Origin of the sequence: Methanobrevibacter sp. YE315 (genome assembly GCF_001548675.1) — an archaeon.
Classification (GTDB): Archaea; Methanobacteriota; Methanobacteria; order Methanobacteriales; family Methanobacteriaceae; genus Methanocatella.
On sequence record NZ_CP010834.1, the window covers coordinates 197,662 to 218,257 of the forward strand.

Annotated in this window: 20 protein-coding genes; 17 read left to right on the forward strand and 3 right to left on the reverse strand. The window is 35.2% G+C overall.

The genetic code is table 11. The features are described 5' to 3' along the window. Entirely contained in the window at positions 1–750 is a 750-nt protein-coding gene (fdhD, locus tag TL18_RS00870; RefSeq protein ID WP_067039995.1) for a formate dehydrogenase accessory sulfurtransferase FdhD, read from the reverse strand. A 274-nt stretch (positions 751–1,024) separates the two neighbouring features. On the opposite strand from fdhD, the gene TL18_RS00875 reads away from it, so the two are divergent. The 12 genes from TL18_RS00875 (at position 1,025) to TL18_RS00930 (ending at position 14,703) form a co-directional block, all read left to right on the forward strand. Continuing rightward, positions 1,025–2,131 (forward strand): ABC transporter substrate-binding protein, encoded by a 1,107-nt coding sequence (locus tag TL18_RS00875; protein WP_067039997.1) that lies wholly within the window; start codon positions 1,025–1,027, stop codon positions 2,129–2,131. Positions 2,132–2,141: 10 nt separating this feature from the next. Then, positions 2,142–3,155 carry an iron ABC transporter permease gene (locus TL18_RS00880; protein WP_067040000.1) on the forward strand — a complete coding sequence of 338 codons (1,014 nt, stop codon included), beginning with the start codon at positions 2,142–2,144 and terminating at the stop codon, positions 3,153–3,155. Continuing rightward, positions 3,146–3,949 carry an ABC transporter ATP-binding protein gene (locus tag TL18_RS00885; RefSeq protein ID WP_067040003.1) on the forward strand — a complete coding sequence of 268 codons (804 nt, stop codon included), beginning with the start codon at positions 3,146–3,148 and terminating at the stop codon, positions 3,947–3,949. Before TL18_RS00880 ends, TL18_RS00885 begins: the two co-directional genes overlap by 10 nt. A gap of 5 nt (positions 3,950–3,954) precedes the next feature. Beyond that, positions 3,955–4,527, forward strand: a complete 573-nt coding sequence (locus TL18_RS00890) for an FmdE family protein (protein WP_067045307.1) — start codon at positions 3,955–3,957, stop codon at positions 4,525–4,527. A gap of 217 nt (positions 4,528–4,744) precedes the next feature. Then, a complete protein-coding gene (locus tag TL18_RS00895; RefSeq protein WP_067040006.1) occupies positions 4,745–5,389 on the forward strand; it encodes a hypothetical protein in 645 nt (214 codons plus the stop codon). Beyond that, positions 5,386–6,027 carry a MotA/TolQ/ExbB proton channel family protein gene (locus tag TL18_RS00900; protein ID WP_067040009.1) on the forward strand — a complete coding sequence of 214 codons (642 nt, stop codon included), beginning with the start codon at positions 5,386–5,388 and terminating at the stop codon, positions 6,025–6,027. Before TL18_RS00895 ends, TL18_RS00900 begins: the two co-directional genes overlap by 4 nt. Before the next feature lie 4 nt (positions 6,028–6,031). Then, positions 6,032–6,331 carry a DUF2149 domain-containing protein gene (locus TL18_RS00905; RefSeq protein WP_067040013.1) on the forward strand — a complete coding sequence of 100 codons (300 nt, stop codon included), beginning with the start codon at positions 6,032–6,034 and terminating at the stop codon, positions 6,329–6,331. 408 nt (positions 6,332–6,739) lie between these two features. After that, positions 6,740–7,546 (forward strand): formate/nitrite transporter family protein, encoded by an 807-nt coding sequence (locus tag TL18_RS00910; RefSeq protein ID WP_067040016.1) that lies wholly within the window; start codon positions 6,740–6,742, stop codon positions 7,544–7,546. Positions 7,547–7,630: 84 nt separating this feature from the next. Beyond that, positions 7,631–9,796: a formate dehydrogenase subunit alpha gene (gene fdhF, locus TL18_RS00915; protein WP_082706308.1), complete on the forward strand. Its 2,166-nt coding sequence runs from the start codon at positions 7,631–7,633 to the stop codon at positions 9,794–9,796. A gap of 17 nt (positions 9,797–9,813) precedes the next feature. Continuing rightward, positions 9,814–11,019 (forward strand): Coenzyme F420 hydrogenase/dehydrogenase, beta subunit C-terminal domain, encoded by a 1,206-nt coding sequence (locus TL18_RS00920; RefSeq protein ID WP_067040019.1) that lies wholly within the window; start codon positions 9,814–9,816, stop codon positions 11,017–11,019. A gap of 217 nt (positions 11,020–11,236) precedes the next feature. Then, complete coding sequence (locus tag TL18_RS00925) at positions 11,237–12,925, forward strand: ABC transporter ATP-binding protein (protein ID WP_197031826.1); 1,689 nt, start codon at positions 11,237–11,239, stop codon at positions 12,923–12,925. Continuing rightward, positions 12,925–14,703: an ABC transporter ATP-binding protein gene (locus TL18_RS00930; RefSeq protein ID WP_197031827.1), complete on the forward strand. Its 1,779-nt coding sequence runs from the start codon at positions 12,925–12,927 to the stop codon at positions 14,701–14,703. Before TL18_RS00925 ends, TL18_RS00930 begins: the two co-directional genes overlap by 1 nt. Positions 14,704–14,712: 9 nt before the next feature. Here TL18_RS00930 and moaA read toward each other — a convergent pair whose 3' ends face one another. Both moaA and mobB read right to left on the reverse strand, forming a co-directional pair. Next, the gene (gene moaA / locus TL18_RS00935; protein WP_156064696.1) at positions 14,713–15,639 is read right to left on the reverse strand and encodes a GTP 3',8-cyclase MoaA; all 927 of its coding nucleotides are present in this window, start codon (positions 15,637–15,639) and stop codon (positions 14,713–14,715) included. 7 nt (positions 15,640–15,646) lie between these two features. Next, complete coding sequence (mobB, locus tag TL18_RS00940) at positions 15,647–16,681, reverse strand: molybdopterin-guanine dinucleotide biosynthesis protein B (RefSeq protein WP_067040030.1); 1,035 nt, start codon at positions 16,679–16,681, stop codon at positions 15,647–15,649. 470 nt (positions 16,682–17,151) lie between these two features. On the opposite strand from mobB, the gene TL18_RS00945 reads away from it, so the two are divergent. The 5 genes from TL18_RS00945 to TL18_RS00965 all read left to right on the forward strand — a co-directional run bounded on the left by TL18_RS00945 (position 17,152) and on the right by TL18_RS00965 (position 20,590). Beyond that, the gene (locus tag TL18_RS00945; protein ID WP_067040033.1) at positions 17,152–17,343 is read left to right on the forward strand and encodes a 4Fe-4S binding protein; all 192 of its coding nucleotides are present in this window, start codon (positions 17,152–17,154) and stop codon (positions 17,341–17,343) included. 12 nt (positions 17,344–17,355) lie between these two features. After that, entirely contained in the window at positions 17,356–18,372 is a 1,017-nt protein-coding gene (fwdF, locus tag TL18_RS00950) for a tungsten-dependent formylmethanofuran dehydrogenase subunit FwdF (protein ID WP_067040036.1), read from the forward strand. A 418-nt stretch (positions 18,373–18,790) separates the two neighbouring features. Then, positions 18,791–19,261, forward strand: a complete 471-nt coding sequence (locus TL18_RS00955; protein ID WP_082706310.1) for a 4Fe-4S dicluster-binding protein — start codon at positions 18,791–18,793, stop codon at positions 19,259–19,261. Next, positions 19,254–20,351 carry a tungsten-dependent formylmethanofuran dehydrogenase subunit FwdF gene (fwdF, locus tag TL18_RS00960; RefSeq protein WP_067040040.1) on the forward strand — a complete coding sequence of 366 codons (1,098 nt, stop codon included), beginning with the start codon at positions 19,254–19,256 and terminating at the stop codon, positions 20,349–20,351. Before TL18_RS00955 ends, fwdF (TL18_RS00960) begins: the two co-directional genes overlap by 8 nt. A gap of 8 nt (positions 20,352–20,359) precedes the next feature. Then, positions 20,360–20,590: a 4Fe-4S binding protein gene (locus tag TL18_RS00965; protein ID WP_067040044.1), complete on the forward strand. Its 231-nt coding sequence runs from the start codon at positions 20,360–20,362 to the stop codon at positions 20,588–20,590. The last annotated feature ends 6 nt before the right edge of the window (positions 20,591–20,596 follow it).

Sequence of the window (20,596 nt, forward strand, 5' to 3'; positions counted from 1 at the left end):
TTAGTCAAAAATTACTCTATTTTGATTATTATAGATATTACAGCGTTGGCCTCTTAGGAATCCGACGAGAGTAATATTTCCTTTTTTTGCAATATTGTATCCTGAATTAGCGGGAGCTGCGTTTGATGCCAAGATTGGAACGCCGGCTCTTGTCATTTTTATAACCATGTCCGCAGGCATTCTTCCGCTGTAAATCACATAGGAATGGTTTAAATCGAATCCATGTATTAATCCGTATCCGATTACTTTGTCAACTGCAACATGGCGGCTCACGTCTTCCTTTACAACGAATTGGTCTTTATAGACGATTCCTGCAACGTGTGTTCCTCCGGTTGCCTGCCAGATTTCCGCATTGTCTTTGAGCTCTTCTATTCTTGCTATCAATTCTTTTACGCTTACCTGGAAATCGGACTCGACAGGATTTACCTCTTTTATTTTGCTTCTCCATCCTCCTGCAGAGTCGGAACAGAGCACGGTTTCATTTGTTCTTAAGAGTTTATCGTCAATTTCAGCGTTGATTTGAGGGCCTTCAATTTCTATTTTTTTAATGTCCTCCATTGACTTTACCATATTTTCATTGAATAGGTATCCGACTGCAAACTCCTCAAGTGAATCTTCTATTGCAGATAGGCTACGCGAAATGCTTCCGTTGATTGTTAATGTGATTGTTTCGTCTTTCACGACATTTTCTTTTACGTCACATGCTTTTTCATTTCTATATTGAATAGCATCTATTTCTTCAATTTTCATACTTTTCCCCTATATTTAATATGTCGAGTGTTTTATTTAAGTTTATTTAAGTCAATGCTTTATTAATCAAAATACTAACGATAATTTATTTTATTATTGTATTTTAGCAAATATAACTCATTAAAATTTGATTTAACCAATATATTTATTTTAAAATATATTTATACATTTTTATAATTGAATTAATGATAATTAAATTATTTATTGGAAAAGTTATTTAATAACTTAGTGAATATATATTCCTATCGAAGTGATTTTTATTCGGGGGTTTATAATGGAAAAGAAAATGAAGGTAATACTATTAATATTGGCTATTTTAATAGTTTTGGGTGTTGCTACCCACATATTTTTAACTCCTTCAACTGTAGAGAATTCCGGTTCTCAAAATATAACTGATATGATTAATAGGTCTGTAGAGATACCTCAGGGGATTGGTAATGTTGTAGCCACTTCTCCTCCAATGACCACTGTGCTTTATATGATTGCGCCCGATAAGCTAAAGGCGGTTAACTTTCAATGGACAGATGAGGAACTGAAATATGTTCCAAGTCAATATGCCAATTTGCCGGTTGTTGGAGGTTGGTTTGGTACTCAAGATGGTAGTTATGAGGAATTTATTGCTTCAGAACCGGATATTGTAATAGAATCTATTGACGAAGGAGGGGACGGAGATTTGTCCACTGTTAATGAACGTCAGGAAAAATTCGGTTCAATTCCAGTTGTCGCCGTTCGAGATACAACCAATGTTGAAAAAGTAGGAGAATCAATATTGTTCATGGGCAAGATTGTAGGCGCTGAAGATAAGGCCAATCAGCTCAATGACTTTAATAATAAATATTTGGACATGGTGCATGATAAATCATCAAAATTATCTGATGGCGATAAAAAAACTGTTTACTATGCATCTGGTGATGATGGACTTCAAACAAGTCCTTCCGGTTCATCACATGGGCAATTGATTGATTTGGTTGGTGCAAAAAACGCCGCTGATTCATTAAATCAGGGCAATACAACAAGCAGCATACAAGTTTCAATAGAACAGGTAATGAGTTGGAATCCTGATGTAATCATCACTACTGACCCTGAATTCTATGCAGGAGTGTATAATGATTCAAATTGGGCCCATATTAAAGCGGTTCAAAATAAGGAAGTTTATCTCTCACCGCAATCTCCATTCAAATGGTTTGATAGGCCGGTAGGAGCCAACATGATTATCGGTGTTCCATGGACTGCAAAAGTCATTTACCCTGACGATTATAAGGATATCAACATGGTGGGCACGGTTAAGGAATTTTACAGTAATTTCTATCATTTTGATTTAAGCGATGATCAAGCGAAAGAAATTTTGATAGGTTCAGGAATGAAGGAATCTAATTTATAGAGGAATTTCAATGGATAAGGAGTCAAAGGAGATTATCAGCATTGTACTTTTAATTTTCCTCCCAATCATTTTATTTTTTGCATCATTTCTGCTTGGAAGATATCCGGTCAGTCCGATTGATGTAATAAATACGATACTATGCCCGATATTCCCGCAATTGGAAGTTTCACCAACAATAACTACAATCGTTTATGAAATAAGGCTTCCAAGGATTATTGCAGCCATTGTCGTTGGCGCTGCCTTATCCATGGCGGGGGCTGCATTTCAGAGCATTTTTAAAAACCCTCTTGTATCCCCGGATTTGCTTGGAGTATCCAACGGTGCAGGTTTTGGTGCGGCTTTAGCTATTTTAATCAGCGGAGCGGGTGTTGTAACACAGATATTTGCATTCGTTTTTGGAATAATTTCAGTTTCAATTACCTATTTGATTTCAAGGGCATACAAGGCCGGAGGAATATTGATATTGGTCCTATCAGGTGTTGCCATTTCGGCATTCTTCAACTCTCTGATTTCAGCCATTAAGTTTATTGCAGATCCTGATGATAAACTGCCTGAAATAGTTTATTGGCTGATGGGAAGTTTGGCTTCTGTTAATTTAGACAAGTTAATCATGATTCTGATTCCAATAATCATAGGCACAATTATATTGATGGCACTTAGGTGGCATATGAACTTGCTTGCCATGGGTGATGAAGAGGCACAGTCTTTAGGTTTAAACCCTACAAGAGTCCGATTGCTGATTATTGCAGGATGCACATTGCTCACATCAGCAGCAGTATCCATAAGTGGAATTATAGGATGGGTAGGCCTTGTTATACCTCACATGACTCGTATGATTGTAGGTCCTGATAATAGAGTTTTAATTCCCGCTTCTTTGAGTTTGGGTGCAAGTTTCTTGCTTCTGGTGGACAATATTTCACGCGCATTGATTTCAATTGAAATTCCGATTGGAATTCTAACCGCAATAATCGGTGTTCCAATATTTTTATATTTACTTAAAAAGGGGTATTCAGAGTGGTCGTAGATACTAGATTATTTGAAGTTAAAAATATTTCTTTTTCATATGAAGATGAGAAAATATTCTCGGATATCAGCTTTTCTATAGATAAAGGGGATGTATTATGTATTTTAGGCCCTAATGGAACAGGCAAGACTACTTTAATCAAATGCCTCAATGGATTGCATGAGGTCGATTCGGGCGAAATATTAATCAATGGTAAAAATATCAAAAAATTATCGTTTTCTGAAATCTCAAGGCATATCGGTTATATCCCTCAGGCTCATGTGCCGTCATTTCCGTTCACTGTTTTGGATGTTGTTGTAATGGGAAGGGCGCCGTATTTAAATTTGACTTCTTCCCCTAAAAAAGAGGATATTGAAATAGCCTTGGATTCTCTTAAAACTTTAGGAATCGAGCATTTAAAGGATAAGGAATACACAAATTTAAGTGGTGGAGAAAGGCAGCTGGTATTTTTAGCAAGAGTTCTATGCCAGCAACCAGATATATTAATATTGGATGAACCTACCTCACATTTGGACTTTGGAAATCAGATTAAACTTTTGGAAATAATCGATAATTTATCAAAATCAGGACTTTCGATAATAATGTCTTCACATTTTCCGGATCATGCATTTTTGAGTTCAAATAAAGTAGCAATAATGAAAGACATGAAATTCATAGATTTCGGCAGTCCTGAAGAGGTTATAACTGAAAAAAATTTAAAAAATGCTTATTCAATTAATGTTAAATTAATAGAATTGGACGATGAAAGAAAGGTATGTGTACCTTTAAAGACAAATTTAAAATTAGACTTGTAGGTGATATGATGGATATAAAAGATTATGACGAACAATTAAAAATGGCAGGTGAATTTCACGGAGAAATCTGTGGAGGAATAGCTATTGGAACCAAATTGGCAATGTACGGTCTTGAATTGATGGGAATGGAGTTGAATCAAAGGCATAAAAATTTAATCGTATTTTTGGAAATTGACAGATGCATGGCCGATGCGGTTCAGGTCGTTACCAAATGCACTATGGGTAAAAGGGCTCTCAAACAGATGTATTATGGAAAATTTGCCGTAACCTTCTATAATATGGATACGGATGAGGCCTTAAGAATTTCCGATGCGGATGCAAACAAAAAGGAAAAAAACAAAGAAACAAGAGAAGAAATGGTTGCACGTTTCAGAAACACCCCTCCTGAAGAGCTATTCAAAGTAGAAAAGGTTAAGGTAAAATTAACTGAAGCGCAAATGCCAGGTAAACCTCACACATCCACTTTCTGTTCCGTTTGCGGTGAAAAGGTTACTGACGGCAGACATTTAATCAGGGGAGGAAGGCCAGTTTGCATCTCCTGTGCCGAAGGATCATATTATGAATTGATTGAAGATTAAGTAATATCATGATTTCAAATATTAATTTAATCTTTTTATTTTCTTATTTTATTGATATTTTTAATTAATTTTTAATTTATAATATTTAATTATCTTTTTTACTTTTTTTAGCTGATTTCCATTGGGTAATTTATTTTTTAATAATTCATTACGATATGTTTATATATTCATGTTGAATAATATACAATTATAAATAATAGAATGTAGTGGTTGAAATATGGATTTGATTGCAGGATACTTATTAATAATTATAATATTATTTTCGGCGAATTTGGCGCTGTTGCTTGGGGGCAATAATATTAATAATATTAGGTTATTGATGATTTCTTTAGGTTTTTCAATTGTTTCATTCGTGTTAATGAATGTCTCTATATATTTGACTCATGCTTTCTCATTTCTAATGGATTATTATAGCTATCTGTTTTTCATCATTGCAATAGCCATTTTTGGCATAATGCTGGCTTATAGAAAATATGGTTTTAAATATCCATTCTATTTGCTTTCGATTCTATTTGTTATTTCAACCTTATTGTTTGCATGTCAATCAAAACTAGTTTTCATTGACATGGTTTTATATTCTTTATTTGTTTTTATCATAGTATTTTGTGTTTATAAGACAACAAAATTATTAGTTCATGCAAAACGACCATATCCGGTTATTGTTGGGGAGTATATGACTTTATTTTCAATATTGATGTTTATTTTTGCTTTTACTTACAATTCTACTCGAGGATTGGATTACACCATGTTCACCTCGTTTTTAATTTTAACTCCGACATATCAGATAATATACATGATTATAGCCGTTGCAATCATCATGGTCATAGGCGTGGTTTTAAATGAGAATGGAGGAAATTCATGATAATTCAAGGTACTGAAACACTGACTTCATTAATTCATATCCTTTCAGAAAGTCTGCTGACACCTGTTATTATTTTGCTGGTTATTTCAGTAATTATCGTTATTCTTTCTTTTGGAGGGGTCATTAATGAGTATATATCAAGAAAACCGATTAGTTCCAAAGAATTGGAGGACTTAATAAGAAAGGTTTCTTTTTCAAATAATGTTTCTGAGATGAAAAGCGTGATTGAAAAAAGCAATCTATTTGATTACCAGAAGGAAATTTTAGTTAGAATAGCTAATAATCATGATATTGGCAGTGATGCAAGAAAAGCATTAGCCAGTGAATTGATTTCCAGTGAAGAAACAAGACTTATTAAAAAAACCAATAAAACAGATATCCTGATTAAAGTCGGTCCAATTTTAGGTCTTTTAGGAACTTTAATTCCATTAGGGCCTGGTCTGGCATCATTGGGCACAGGGGATATATCTGTACTTGCGCAAGCTTTAACAATTGCTTTCGATACTACTGTCACAGGTTTATCGGTCGGTGCATTATCATACCTGATTTCTAAATATAAAAAGCAGTGGTATGAATCAGATCTGATTAATGTGGAAACTATTGCCGAAGCGGAGTTAGAGACTTTAAACAAATGGTGAAATAATGCTTAGGAAAAGAAGAAGGATTTCTGAATCTGCTGATGATGACCCTATGAGCGGTTTAAATAACCTTTCTGATGCCATGCTTGTTTTGGCATTGGGATTTTTAATTTTTGCCATAATGGCCTTATCAGCTAATCCCGATTTAATTTCAGAATCTCCTAAAACACAGGATGTTTCAACAGCAGATACGTTCAATCAAAATTATACGGATGCTGGCGGGCTTGAAGATAGTGGATTTAGGGAAGTTGGAAAAGTTTACGAAGACCCTAGGACCGGTGAATTGGTCATGGCATCGGGTTAACTTTTCTAATTTTATCCTCTTATTTTTTTTCATGATGTGAATTAATTCATGTAATTCGAAAAAAATTTAATCAGCTGTTTTTACAACAAATTGCATAATTCTCGCTAAAATTAATCTATTTTCAATATTAACGATTTTTACAATGATTTTGTGAAAATTAAAATCTTTAAATTATATTTTGGTTAAAAAAAGAAGAATATCACGATATTAAAACTATTCATCATGATTTATCATTAAGTTTAATTTTATTTCCTCGTACTATTTAAATATTTCTTTTACGTCCTAATAACAAATCCTTTTTATATATAAACAACTAATATATTATCATAATACTTTGAAAATCTTAAATTGTGGAATTCATTAGTATTATAAAAAATTTAATTTAAAGGGAATAAAGAGGTTGATAATATGAGTTCATCTTTTAAAAGTCCAGTAGAAACCGCAAAAGCAATTTCCGGTACTGCTGGAGCAAAAAACTCTGCAAATATTGTTAATGTAATATTGCTCTCCTTCTTAGCAGGAGCTTATATTGCATTTGGTGGTTTATTAGCTGTTGTTGCAAGCGCAGGTATGTTAAAAGCAGGCGCTCCAATCGGTTTAGAAAAATTTGTTTTCGGTGCAGTGTTCCCTGTAGGTTTGATTATTGTTGTAATCGCAGGATCTGAATTGTTCACTGGAAATGTAATGTTCATGACTCTCGGTGTATTAGACGGTTCCGCTACTGTTGGCGGTCTCGCTAAAAATTGGGCACTCAGTTGGGTATTCAACTTTGTAGGTGCATTATTCGTTGCTTACGTTCTCGCTTTCATGGGCGGTATTTGTCCTACTGACGCATCCGCACCAGCATACGCTATTTCTGCTAAAGCTATTTCTGTAGCAGAAGGTAAAGTTACAATGCCATTCTTAACTGCAATGATTAAGGGTATTGGTTGTAACTGGCTTGTATGTTTAGCTGTATGGTTAGCTAACGCATCCGACGATGTCATCGGTAAAATCGTGGGAATCTGGTTCCCAATCATGGCGTTTGTATGTATCGGATTTGAGCACAGTGTTGCAAACATGTTCTTCATACCATTAGGTATGTTCTTAGGTGCTGAAGGTGTTAACTGGGGTACTATCATTATTAATAACTTAATCCCTGTAACTATCGGTAACATCATCGGTGGAGCAGTCTTTGTAGCATGTATCTACTGGTACACTTTCCTCAAAGAATAAGCTAGTAAATTTTAAACAATAAGAAGCTTTTAAAGCTTCTTTTTTTAAATTATTTTATAAAATATATATTTTGGAGATTATAAAATGGTTGAGATAAAATATGTACCAACAATCTGTCCGTACTGTGGTACTGGTTGTGGACTCAACTTCGTTGTTAAAGACGGAAAAATTGTTGGTGTAGAACCTTTAAAAAGACACCCTGTAAACGAGGGTAAAGTATGTCCAAAAGGAAACTTTGGATACCAATTTATTAATAGGGAAGACAGATTAACTACTCCTTTAATAAAAGAAAACGGTGAATTTAGAGAAGCTTCTTGGGATGAAGCATTAGACTTAGTTGCTAACAAACTCAAAGAAGTATCTGACGAAGATCCAAACAAAGTTGGATTCTACGCATGTGCTCGTTCACCTAACGAAAACATTTACATCACTCAAAAATTAGCAAGAGTAGCTTGTGGTACTCAAAACGTAGACCACTGTGCACGTATCTGTCACGGTCCTACCGTAGCAGGTTTAGCTACCACTTTCGGATCAGGTGCTATGACCAACGGATTCGACAGTATTAAAGAAGCTGACTACATTTTCTGTATTGGATCAAACAACATGGAAGCACACCCATTGTTTGGACGTAAAATGATTCAAGCTAAACAAAACGGTGCTAAATTAGTTGTATTAGACCCAAGATTTACTCCTACTGCTAAAATCGCAGATGAATATGTACAATTTGAAACTGGTACTGACGTAGCTTTAATGAATGCTATGATTAAAGTCATCATCGACAATGACTTGCAAGATGATGAGTTTATCGCTAACAGAACCAAAGGTTACGAAGAAATGAAAGAAGTTGTTCAAAAATACACTTTAGAAATGGCTTCTGAAATTACCGGTATCAAACCTGAAGTAATCGAACACTTAGCTATTGAATACGCATCTGCTGACAAAGCTGCTATTGTATACTCATTAGGTATTACTGAACACTCTCACGGTGCTGACAACGTTATGTCCACTGCAAACCTCGCAATGTTAACTGGTAACATTGGTAAACAAGGTACTGGTGTAAACCCATTAAGAGGACAAAACAACGTACAAGGTGCTTGTGATATGGGTGCATTACCTTCCGATTACGTAGGTTACAGAAAAGTTAAAGACCCAGAAACTACCGCATGGTTCAACGACTACTACAGTGGAGAAGGTTACGAAGTAAACTTACCAACCACTCCTGGTTTAACCTTAGTAGAAATGATGAACGCTGCTCACGCTGGTGACTTAAAAGTATTATACATCCACGGGGAAGACCCAGTTCTCTCTGACGCAGACGTACAACACACCAAAGAAGCACTTGAAAACTTAGAAATGTTAGTTGTACAAGAATGTTTCTTAACTGATACCGCACAATGTGCTGATGTTGTATTACCTGCAGCAGGTTGGGGTGAACAAGAAGGTACCTTCACCAGTGGTGAAAGAAGAGTACAATGCTTACACAAAGCACAAGAACCTCCTGAAGGCGCATGGTTAGATTGGAAAATCATGGAAGAAATCGCAGTCAGAATGGGCGTACCAAGACCATTATTCCACTACGAATCTGCTGAAGAAATCTTTGAAGAAATCAGAGAATGTGCTCCTATCATGGCAGGTATGAACCGTGAAAGATTAGACACTCCTGAAGCACTTCACTGGCCTTGTCCTTCCGAAGATGACCCATGTCAACCATTAATGCACAAAGAAAAATTCGCACACCCTGATGGTTTAGGTGTCTTCCAAGCATTAGAACACAAAGGACCTGTTGAAACCGTAGATGATGAATACCCATTATTATTAACCACTACAAGAATCTTGTTCCACTATCACGCTGCAATGACCAGAAGATGTGAAACATTATCCAACGAAGTTAAAACTGGATTCATCGAAATCAACAGTAAAGATGCTGAAGCAAGAGGAATTTTAAATGGTGAAGTTGTAAGAGCTTTCTCAAGAAGAGGAGAAATCGCAATTCCTGCTCGTGTAACTGACGACATCAGAGAAGGTATTGTAAACATTCCAATGCACTTCGTAGAATGTGCTGCAAATGTATTAACCAACTCCGATTCATTCGACCCTAAATCTAAAATGGTTGAATTAAAAGCTTGTGCTATCCAAGTAGAAAAACTCCCTGAAGTTGTTGAAATGAAAGGAGAAGTCTACAAAGAAGGTACTGACACAGAAATTAAAGCTGAAAACATGGCAACTACCACCGTAAAAGTAGGTAAATAAATGAGGAGTAGATTTAAATGAGCGCAAAAATTAACGATATGTACTACGCATACTCTGCTATTGAAGATATCAAAGAAAAAGGTGAATACGGTGGAGTAGTAACTACTATCATGAAATACTTATTAGAAGAAGGTATCGTTGACGGTGTTGTAGGTGTAACCGAAGGTCACGATATTTACGATGGTGTTCCAACTCTTGTAACTGACCCAGCTGATGTAATCAAAACCGCTGGTTCAATTCACTGTGGTACTTTAAACATAGCTAAATTTGTATCCAAATACTTAGATGGTGCAAGATACATGAAACTTGCTGTCGCATGTAAACCATGTGATGCAATGACCATCAGAGAATTAATGAAAAAAGGCAAAATCATCGAAGAAAACGTAATTATGATCGGTGTTAACTGTGGTGGAACAATGTCACCTGTTCCAACTATGAACATGATTAGAGATGTATACGAATTAGATCCTAAAGACGTTATCAAAGAAGAAATCTCAAAAGGAAAACTCATCATGGAAACAGCTGATGGTGAAAAAGGTTTCAAAATCGATGAATTAGAAGAACAAGGTATGGGAAGAAGAGAAAACTGTCAAAGATGTAACCTCAAAATCCCATCCAATGCCGACTTAGCTTTAGGTAACTGGGGAGTTATCGGTCCTTTAGCAGGAAAAGCTACTTTCGTTGAAGTATTTTCAGACAAAGGTGCTGAAATATTGGATAAAGTTATTGAAGCTGGCTTAATCGCAACCGAAGAACCTATCGAAAAAGGTATCAAAATCAGGGAAAACATCAACAACTTTATGCTTAAAGAATCCCAAGCTAAAAAAGATGTTGATTACGCAGGCACTACCGGAGACATCATTGATGTATTCTACCAATACGAAGATGAATTCTCCAAATGTATGAAATGTTACGGATGTCGTGAAGCATGTCCATTATGTTTCTGTGAAGACTGCTGTCTCGAAGCTGAAGGTCCTGAATGGGTTCCTGGTGGATACACTCCTGCTGCTCCATTCTTCCACTTAACACGTATGGTGCACATGGTTGACGCATGTACTAACTGTGGTCAATGTTCCGATGTATGTCCATGTGAAATCCCTGTAGCTAAAGTATGGAGTACCGTAAACAACAAAGTAAGAGAAATCTACGGATACATCCCAGGTATGGTCACTGACGATCCAATTCCATTCACTGATCACGTATCCAAAGCTAAATGGTTATAAGGTTTTATCCTTATATCCAATTTTTTCTTTTTTTTATCCCTCTTAACTTAACAGTGTTATATTCAAAATAAGAATGTAACATTTTTTGAACATTTACAGATATAACTAATAATATACTTGTTAATTGGATAGAAAATAAGTTGTTAATTATTTTTTTATTAAATATTTATTAATGAAAAAATAAAAATTAAATAATATGGTCAGTTTATTGTCGCCATTGAGAAAGAATATTAAAACGATAATCCTTATAATAATATTGCTGGTTCTTGAAGCATACTTCACATTAAGGTTGCCGGAATATACTGCAAACATTGTGGATATTGGTATTGCAAATGCGGACATGGCATACATTTACAGTGCAGGAACAGCAATGATAACACTTACTATTCTTGTTACAAGTCTTGGGATAATTGTTTACTTTTTTTCAAATAGGGTCGCATCAGAATTTGCACAAGACTTAAGAATAATCCTTTTTTCAAAAATTTTGAAATTTTCAAACCATGAGCTCAATGACATACCAAAAGCTTCATTGATTACTCGAACAACAAATGATGTGTCATATATCCAATCGATTTTATGGTGGATATTGGATGTGATTGTATTCGCGCCGGTCATGGCAATTGGGGGCGTTATAAAAACAATCCAACTGGGAACAGACTTATACTGGATTATAGTAATGATATTGATTATTATTCTCTTTTTCATGTATATGCTTTTAAGGAAAGCCCTGCCTAAAATGGGTAGGATGCAAGAACTGCTCGACGATATCAATAAAAGGGTTAGTGAAATCATTACGGGCATGGCGGTTATTAAAACATTTGTCAGACAGGACTATGAATCAAAAAAATTTAAAGATATAAATGACGAATTCAAAGAGACAAGATATTTCATTAAGAAAACAACTCTATTAATGAATCCGGCAATGGCATTGCATTCATCAATCATGATTGTCTCAATACTTTACTTCGGATCCCATCAAATAGGATCCGGAACAATTCTAACTGGTGATTTGCTTGCATTTATTCAATATGCAAGCCAAATTGTAGCTGCTGTTCTAATGGTTGCAACATTCTTTACATATCTTCCAGATTTACTTGTTTCCATCAATCGTGTGAAAGAAATACTGAATACAGAATTAAACATTGTTGATGGGGAAATTGAGACAATTGATGAAGGAAGGTCCACAATCGAATTTAAGAATGTTTCTTTTCAATATCCTAAAAGTGAAAAGGACGTATTGACAAATATTAATTTTAAATTAGAGCCGGGAAAAACCGTGGCAATAATTGGAGGTATTGGCAGTGGCAAATCCACAATCCTAAATCTAATACCTCGTCTTCAGGACCCTTCTGCGGGTGAAATACTGATAAATGGAGAAAACATAAAAAACCTTAAACTGAAAACTTTAAGGGAAAGGATAAGCTTAACTCCACAAAAGGCCCACTTGTTCAAAGGAACAGTGAGGTCCAACATGACAATTATTGACGCAGATGCAAGTGACGAAAATATTAAACATGCATTAAGCAGGGCTAATGTGAACTTTATAGACAGTTTAGAGGATGAAGTGTTGCACGAAGGTTCAAACTTCTCTGGCGGACAGAAACAACGTTTATCCATTGCCAGATCAATTTTAAAGGATGCTGATTTCTACATATTCGATGATCCATTTTCAGCTTTGGATATGAGTACCGAAAAAGCAATAAGGGACAATCTGAAAGAAATGGGAGACTCTTCAATTCTAATAGTATCCCAAAGAATTTCAACCATAAAAGATGCTGATGAGATACTGGTGCTGGACAACGGACAGATAATCGATAGGGGAACCCACAACAGATTAACCGAAAGTTGTGAAATCTATAGGGAAATAGTAAAAAGCCAAACCGAAACATTAAACGAGGGGATATGATGGGTTCACAAGAAAATAAATTAGGGCTTAGAAAAATTAATAAAATTATCTTTCGTTTAATGAGAATGCATACTGCAGCATTCATTTTTACAGGCATTTGTGCAATATTATCCATTATTTGCGCCGTTATAGCTCCTATACTGTTAGGGGATGCAATCAACATAGTCATTGAAGGTTCAGCCAGAATAATTGACCACAGCGGAACAATCGATTTTCCTAAATTATACTATACTTTATTTATTATAGGAACTTTATATTTCATCGGCAACGTATTTTCATACTTATATGAATATTATACAAGTAAAGTAACAACAGACATTCTTTATACATTAAGAGAAAGGATAATTACTAAGATTTTATCCCTGCCAATGAGTTCCATTGATGAAAAAGAAAAAGGAAGTGTAATATCACTATTTTCAAATGAAATGGACTTTCTAAGAGAGGCATTTGTCTCATCATTTTCAAAACTCACATCTTCTCTCATTACAGTAATATTCACATTGGTAGTCATGTTAACCATTAACATTTCGATGACCGGGGTCATCATTCTTGTAGTTCTATTGACTTTGGTCGTTATTCTAATACTGCAAAGATTTTCCAAAAGATATTTCAATAAACAAATAGCTGTTCAGACCACTGCAACGGAACAGATTGAAGAAATATTCAGTGGGCAGGAAGTGATACGCTCACTAAATTATGAAGAACAGGCATTAGAAGAATTTATTGGTAATGTAGGAGAATGGAATAATCAGGAATGGAAATTTAAATTCATTTCTGCCACAAACTATCCAATCATGGATCTAAGTTCTAATTTAGGATATGTTTTGGTTGCAATTATCGGAGGAATCCTAGTTATTCAAGGTGCAATGTCCGTTGGCAGAATCTTGACATTCATTGAATATTTAAAAAATTTCAACACTCCTCTTAAAGATGTTACAAAACTGTTACCTCAACTTCAAGCAGGCATGGTGGCTGCAGATAGAATTTTTACCTTTTTAGAGATGGAAGAAGAGGAAAATCCATCCGGTAAGGAGCTTAAATCTTTCAATGACGAGATAAAATTCGAAAATGTCAGTTTCGGTTACACTGAAGACAAAAAAATCATAGACAATTTCAATTTAACAGTTAAAAAAGGTGAAAAGATAAGCATCATCGGCGAGACAGGATCCGGAAAAACAACCCTTATCAAATTGCTTATGAGGCTTTATGACATCGATTCCGGTGAAATAACGATTGATGGAGTAAACATCAACGAATATGATAAACACTCGTTAAGGTCATTTATGGGAATGGTATTGCAGGAGTCTTGGCTATTTTCAGATACCATTGAAGAAAACATCCGATACGGCAATTTGGATGCATCAGATGATGAGATTATAACTGCATCAAAGCAGGCCAACACAGATGATTTTATCAGAAAGTTCCCTGACGGGTATAAAACTCTATTGAATGAGGCGGGGGATAGTCTTTCTCAAGGTCAAAGACAACTTCTGACAATTGCAAGGGCAATTATTTCTCAAAAGGAGATTTTGGTTCTTGACGAAGCCACATCCAATGTTGATACAAGGACAGAGTTATTGATTCAGCAATCCCTGGACAAATTGATGGAAAATAAGACCAGCTTTATCATAGCGCATAGGTTATCAACCATCAGAAATGCAGATAAAATCATTGTGCTCGGACGAGGCGGTGTGATTGAGCAGGGAAACCATGAAGAGCTGCTAGCTAAAAAAGGGTATTATTATAATACATTGAATTCCCAAAATGAAAATTCCTAAAAGAATAAATTATTTGTTGAACGGTTCGCGGTTGTTGATGCCGGTTATGAAAATCTCTTCCAGTTCATCTTCGCTTGCACCGTTTCTGACATGTGAAATCAATTCAACCAGATTGTCGTTTCTTAGAAGGCATGGTTTGATTTTACCATCAGGAGTTATCCTTAATCTGGAGCAATTTGCGCAAAAGGTAGAGTTATCAACTGGCTTAACTACCTCGATTTCTCCACCGTCTATGTAATATTTTTTACGTCCTTGCATAAATTCACGTTCACGCACGTCATCAGCTATATCAGCCAACTCTTTTTCAATGTCATCTAGCTTATAATGATAGTCTGCGCTGAATTTGTCGTCGTCACAGTTTTCGCTTTCAATAAGTTCGATGAGCTGAAGGACAATGTCGTGCTTTTTGCAGAATTTGAACATCTCATCGATTTCATCCTGATTGATGTCCTTCATGATGACCATATTGATTTTAACAGGGTACAGTCCAACTTCAACGGCCTTCAAAATTCCTCTTTTGGCATCTTCAAGATAGTCCTTTTTTGTGATGAATTCGAATGTTTCGCGGTTGAGGGTATCAAGGCTTACATTTACACGGTCAAGACCAGCATCCTTTAAATCCTGCGCGTATTTTTCCAAAAGTGTTCCGTTGGTGGTCATGGAAATATCCTTAAAGTCGAGGCTGCTGATTTTTCTCACGGTTTCGACAATATCCTTTTTAAGCAATGGTTCTCCACCTGAAAGCCTGATTTTTCTAACACCAATCTTTTTGGCCACTTTACAGATTGTATACACCTCATCAGCGGTCATTTCATCTTTGGATTTGACCATTCCGTCGTGATGGCAGTATAGACAATTAACATTACATCTGTTTGTCAGTGTGATTCTCAGTGAAAGAATCGGTCTTTCGTATTTATCCTTAACAACATTTTCCATCATAGTATCATTCTTCCACTTTGATTGTAATTTTTTTAATCTCTGAGTCGATTTTCAGGGAATTGACAATTGCATAAATTGTCTCTTTCAGGATTCCTTGGGTAAACTCATTCAGTTTAACGTCATGATTATTGGTTTTAAGCATGATATTTGCATTAGTCAATTCATCTTCAATGTCTGTTATTTCAATGGCTATGGTTTTAACATCATCTTCGGTCTTGATTGAGTTAACCATTCCTTTAATTGAATTTGCAACAATGGTTTTTGTAAATTCGTTGATTTCAAGGTCCTCATCATTGATTAGAATGCTGCATTCTGCATCACTTGGATTTTTCGCTGTTTCATCGTTAGGAATTACCAGCTCTATTTTTCCGATATCTTCAACACCATAGTCTTCGAGGTTTAGTGTGCTGATTACTCCAATTACGCTCTGTTTTAGATAATCGCTTACAAACCTGTTCATTCCGACTACCTTGCCGTCTATTGACAGATAGCTATGCACATTATCCAGATCACCCACACTTAGATTTCCTTGACGAATTTCCTTGGCTATTGCCTCACCATTATTGAATCCGCAGTTCTTTGCAAATAAGGTGTCTACAATGTCGTGGCCTCTCTCTTCGATGAGGTCTGCCAGTTCGCTAACGCCTTGCTCATCAATTGTAAATGAATCAACTTCTTTTATTGTGTATTCATCTCTTACATTAGGGGAGGTAATGATTTTCGGATAGTTGTATTTTTTGTAGCCTTCGACAATTACAAAGTCAAATTCATCCATGTGCTTTATCAAAAATAGTATCCTGTTCAGATCCATTTCCTGTCGGACATTGAAGAATGTGGTTGATCCGACACCCACTACCAAGTTCGCACCGGCCTGCTTATGTTTCCAGGTATCAGTATTTTCTTTATCCATCTCAATTGAGTGGTGCGAATGCTTGATGGAGGCTACGTTATAACCTCTTTTTGTTAACTCTTCAATGATTTTTACTGTCAGTGAAGTTTTTCCAGTATTTTTTCTCCCGACTATAGAAACTATTTTCATTTCAAATCCCCTTATACTTTAATATAGGTTTTTGTATTAATTATATTTTTTTGATGTATGGTGTTGTCACTACACTCATTTTGGAAATGTCTTATATTCTTTACATTTATGTGTAGTTACTACACATAAAATAACGTTTTTTTATCTGTTTAAATTTCTTCATTTCTTTCAATACTATGCGTATTTTATGGATTTTATTTTAACTTGAAGCCTTGCTGCCAGTTATTAAAATATAATTTTCATAGGGTATGAATCATGTCAAATAAATATGTATAAATTTAATTTTTTTAAAAAAATCTTTAAACCTACTTATTTTTAATATAGATTGTGGAAAACTTAAATTAGGTTATCCTAAATCTTAAAAATCGCCAATTTTTCGAAATTAGGAAAAAATAATCGATATGTTTATATGTACAATTCGATAAAAATCTTAATTGGCTTAGCTATAAATATTTTGAGAGGTAGTAAATATGGCAGTAAAAATTGATTCAGAAGCTTGTGGACACATTGAAAATTGTCCAGTACAAGGATTATGCGTAAAAATTTGCGAACAAGGAGCACTTATTGAGGAAAATGGTGATGTGACTATTGTCCCTGAAAAATGTGATGATTGCGATTTATGCATTCAGAATTGTCCAAATCAAGCAATTTCAAAAGCGTAAGAGAGGAGTATTATGTTTAATATAGAAAGAGATGGTAGTGAACACAGGGTATTGTCCTACAAAGATCAAAATTGTGTTGGTTGTGGGATCTGTACCGAAGTCTGTCCAACCGATTCATTGAGATTGGGACCTACCGTACCTATTGCACGAGGATTAATAGAAATGGATTTGGTATCCGTTAATGAAAATTCATGTGCATTTTGCGGTTTATGTTCTGTAGCATGTCCATTCAATGCCTTAGATTTATCAATTGATGATGTAAACATTAAAGAATTGGATATTTATCCTGAATGGGATGTTGAATCAACTGTTGATGATGAAGATTGTATTTACTGTGGCAGATGCTATGAGGTTTGTCCTCAAGATTCAATTATTTTCAAAAGAGAACTTCCTGAACGTTCTGCATTAGTAAGAGGAGAAATAAGCATTGATGATGAAAAATGTATCTTCTGTTCATTCTGTGCTGATTTATGTCCTGCAGGAGCTATAACTGTTAAAAATGTTCCTACAGCAAGCAATGATGTTTTAAATAATTCAATTGAAGTGGATTTATCCAAATGTATTTTCTGCGGAATCTGTAAAAGGGTATGTCCTGAAAATGCAATCAGAGAAGTCTGTTCAACATGTATGTATGCAGATGATATTGAAGTTCCGGAAGTCACTGGTGAAACATTCATCATTGAAAATTCATGCGTAAGCTGTTCATGGTGTTCTGAAATTTGTCCTAAAGATGCGATTACAATTACCAAACCATTTGAAGGTACATTAGAACTAAATGAAATTGAAGAAGAGGAAAAAATCTGTAAAGGCGAATCTTGCCATGCATGTCAGGATGTATGTCCATGTAATGCCGTTGAAATCGTTGACGGAAAAGCATTTACTAATTTGGACTTCTGTAATTTATGCGGGGCTTGTGTAACTGCATGTCCACAAAATATCAGAGTTGTTTCAAGAACAGCTATGAAATTAAACAATATTAATTCCAGAGCCTGGAGTGAAATTTTGGATTCACTTCTTGTTGGAAAATAGTATTTCAAGTTCACCAATAATAACTGTCACCATATAACCACTTTTTTTCATTTTTTCGGAAATTTTTCTCAAATTTATGTGTAGTTACTACACATTTTAGGTTAACCAAAAAAATAAAACAAATTTTTTGAGATTTTGTAATACTTTTTGACTAAATTCGTATTAAAAATTTTAAGTAAAATTTTCATTTTTTCAATGATTTAAGATATAAAAATGATTTATTGAATAAAATATTTTTATTTAAGGTTATTTTATTTGATTCAATTAATATTTAACATTATTTTTAAAATTAAATAATTTTAATTGATTTTTAAAAAATTTTTTGTGTAGTATTCCCACAGTAGTATATAAATCTTTCTATTTAATTCTAGTAGGCAACTATATTTATATAAGTAAACATATGTGATATCATTACACATTGGTGGTTAAAATGCCGAAACATATTGCATCTGGTCTTAAATATTTGGCTGCGGTCAAGTTGAAGGATGCTGGGAAAAGTCATCAAGCAATTGCTGACGAGTTGGGCGTTGATAGATCCACAATATCACATTATTTGAATGGCAGAAACCTTTCATGGAATTCAATTGATGTTGCAAGGACTATCATTGACTTATCTCCCAGAGATTTCTTAAGAATGACCGAGGCGATATTTGACGAACCAGAACAGAGTCGAAAAATTGTGAATATTTGCAGAGAAAGAGATTTCGAAGTAATTATAGAAGATTCTTGTATTGGTTGCGGCTTATGTGTAAATGCATGTACAATGAAAGCTATTGAATTAGAATCATTGAAAGCCCATGCAGACTCCATACAATGTTGTGGTTGTGAGCTATGTAGTGAAGACTGCCCAACAAGTTCTATAAAAATTTTGGAGATTGAATATGATTAGAAATTTAAAAGAGGTTCAAGACAACAACTTTGACATCACAAGAGATGCTGAAGAAGTTAGAAAATTGTCTTTCAATGACCCTACTTGTTTAGGTTGTGGGATTTGTGAATCAACTTGTCCTGTCGAAGCAATTACCTTAAACGCAATTGCTGTAGACGCACGTCACAGAATCTCAAACGACATCTACTTCAGTGGTCATGAAAAGATTGCTCAAAACTTCAAAGACGAATTTGATGTTCAAAGAGTAAGCATTGACGAAAGTAAATGTGTATTATGTGGTATGTGCAGTGGTTTATGTCCTGTTGATGCGTTAGTATTAACTATTGACGGCGTACCAATCAAAGAAATTGAAGCATATCCTCATTATAACGCTTTCTCAGAAATTGATGATGATGAATGTATTTACTGTAAAAGATGTGAAATCGCATGTCCTCGTGATGCAATTGTCATTGAAAGAATTTTACCAGACCGTGCTGATTTAGTGACTGGTGAAATCGAAGTAGATGATAATGAATGTATTTACTGTGGCATTTGTGAAGAATTATGTCCTGCAGAAGCAATCGTCGTGGACAAAGAAACCGGAGAAGAATCTATTGTCATTGACAAAGATAAATGTGTATACTGTTTAGTATGTAAAAAATCCTGTCCTACTAACGCTATTAAAGCACTTTGTAGAGCATGCAGTTATGGTGAATATGATTTAGATCCTGCTAAAGCTGTCGTAACTGGAAACTCTGTAATTGACTCAAGTCTCTGCGTATTCTGTGGATGGTGTGAAGGAGTTTGTCCAACCGATGCAGCTAAACACAAAAAACCATTTGAAGGTTCTATTGAAATCGATGACGAAAAATGTCAAGCTTGTGGAGCTTGTGTAGATATTTGTGGATGTAACGCTTTAGCATTCCCTGTATCTTCTGGTCCTGGTTCAAGAATGGAACACGTTATTGCAAACAGCGATTACTGTGTAAAATGTAAAGCATGTGCAAAAGCATGTCCTAACGGAGCTATTACCGTAACAAGAACTGAAGTTGACCACACTCCTATTAACTCCGCTACTTGGAAAGAAGCTTTAGACGCTATTAAAGACTAGGTGATTGGATGGAACTTAAAGTTAATCAAGATAATTGTTTAGGATGCGGGATTTGTGTAATCGCATGTCCTGTTAATGCAGCTATCAGTCCTGAAAATGCTGGTGGTAATGGTGCAAAGACTGAAGAAGTTATTATGATGGTAGAAAACGGATTTATCAAACTTTTCAGTCCGGAAAAATGTGAAAAATGTGGAACATGCCAAATGTTCTGCCCAGTAAATGCTATATGGTTAGAATAGGGGGAT

Bases quoted from the DNA above. Each gene is read 5' to 3' on its own strand.
- TL18_RS00920 (WP_067040019.1), top strand. From the start codon at position 9,814: ATGAGCGCAAAAATTAACGATATGTACTACGCATACTCTGCTATTGAA.
- TL18_RS00880 (WP_067040000.1), top strand. From the start codon at position 2,142: ATGGATAAGGAGTCAAAGGAGATTATCAGCATTGTACTTTTAATTTTC.
- mobB (WP_067040030.1), bottom strand. From the start codon at position 16,681: ATGAAAATAGTTTCTATAGTCGGGAGAAAAAATACTGGAAAAACTTCA.
- TL18_RS00890 (WP_067045307.1), top strand. From the start codon at position 3,955: ATGATGGATATAAAAGATTATGACGAACAATTAAAAATGGCAGGTGAA.
- TL18_RS00895 (WP_067040006.1), top strand. From the start codon at position 4,745: ATGGATTTGATTGCAGGATACTTATTAATAATTATAATATTATTTTCG.
- moaA (WP_156064696.1), bottom strand. From the start codon at position 15,639: ATGGAAAATGTTGTTAAGGATAAATACGAAAGACCGATTCTTTCACTG.
- fdhD (WP_067039995.1), bottom strand. From the start codon at position 750: ATGAAAATTGAAGAAATAGATGCTATTCAATATAGAAATGAAAAAGCA.
- TL18_RS00905 (WP_067040013.1), top strand. From the start codon at position 6,032: ATGCTTAGGAAAAGAAGAAGGATTTCTGAATCTGCTGATGATGACCCT.
- fdhF (WP_082706308.1), top strand. From the start codon at position 7,631: ATGGTTGAGATAAAATATGTACCAACAATCTGTCCGTACTGTGGTACT.
- TL18_RS00965 (WP_067040044.1), top strand. From the start codon at position 20,360: ATGGAACTTAAAGTTAATCAAGATAATTGTTTAGGATGCGGGATTTGT.
- TL18_RS00875 (WP_067039997.1), top strand. From the start codon at position 1,025: ATGGAAAAGAAAATGAAGGTAATACTATTAATATTGGCTATTTTAATA.
- TL18_RS00945 (WP_067040033.1), top strand. From the start codon at position 17,152: ATGGCAGTAAAAATTGATTCAGAAGCTTGTGGACACATTGAAAATTGT.
- TL18_RS00910 (WP_067040016.1), top strand. From the start codon at position 6,740: ATGAGTTCATCTTTTAAAAGTCCAGTAGAAACCGCAAAAGCAATTTCC.
- fwdF (WP_067040040.1), top strand. From the start codon at position 19,254: ATGATTAGAAATTTAAAAGAGGTTCAAGACAACAACTTTGACATCACA.
- TL18_RS00930 (WP_197031827.1), top strand. From the start codon at position 12,925: ATGGGTTCACAAGAAAATAAATTAGGGCTTAGAAAAATTAATAAAATT.
- TL18_RS00900 (WP_067040009.1), top strand. From the start codon at position 5,386: ATGATAATTCAAGGTACTGAAACACTGACTTCATTAATTCATATCCTT.
- fwdF (WP_067040036.1), top strand. From the start codon at position 17,356: ATGTTTAATATAGAAAGAGATGGTAGTGAACACAGGGTATTGTCCTAC.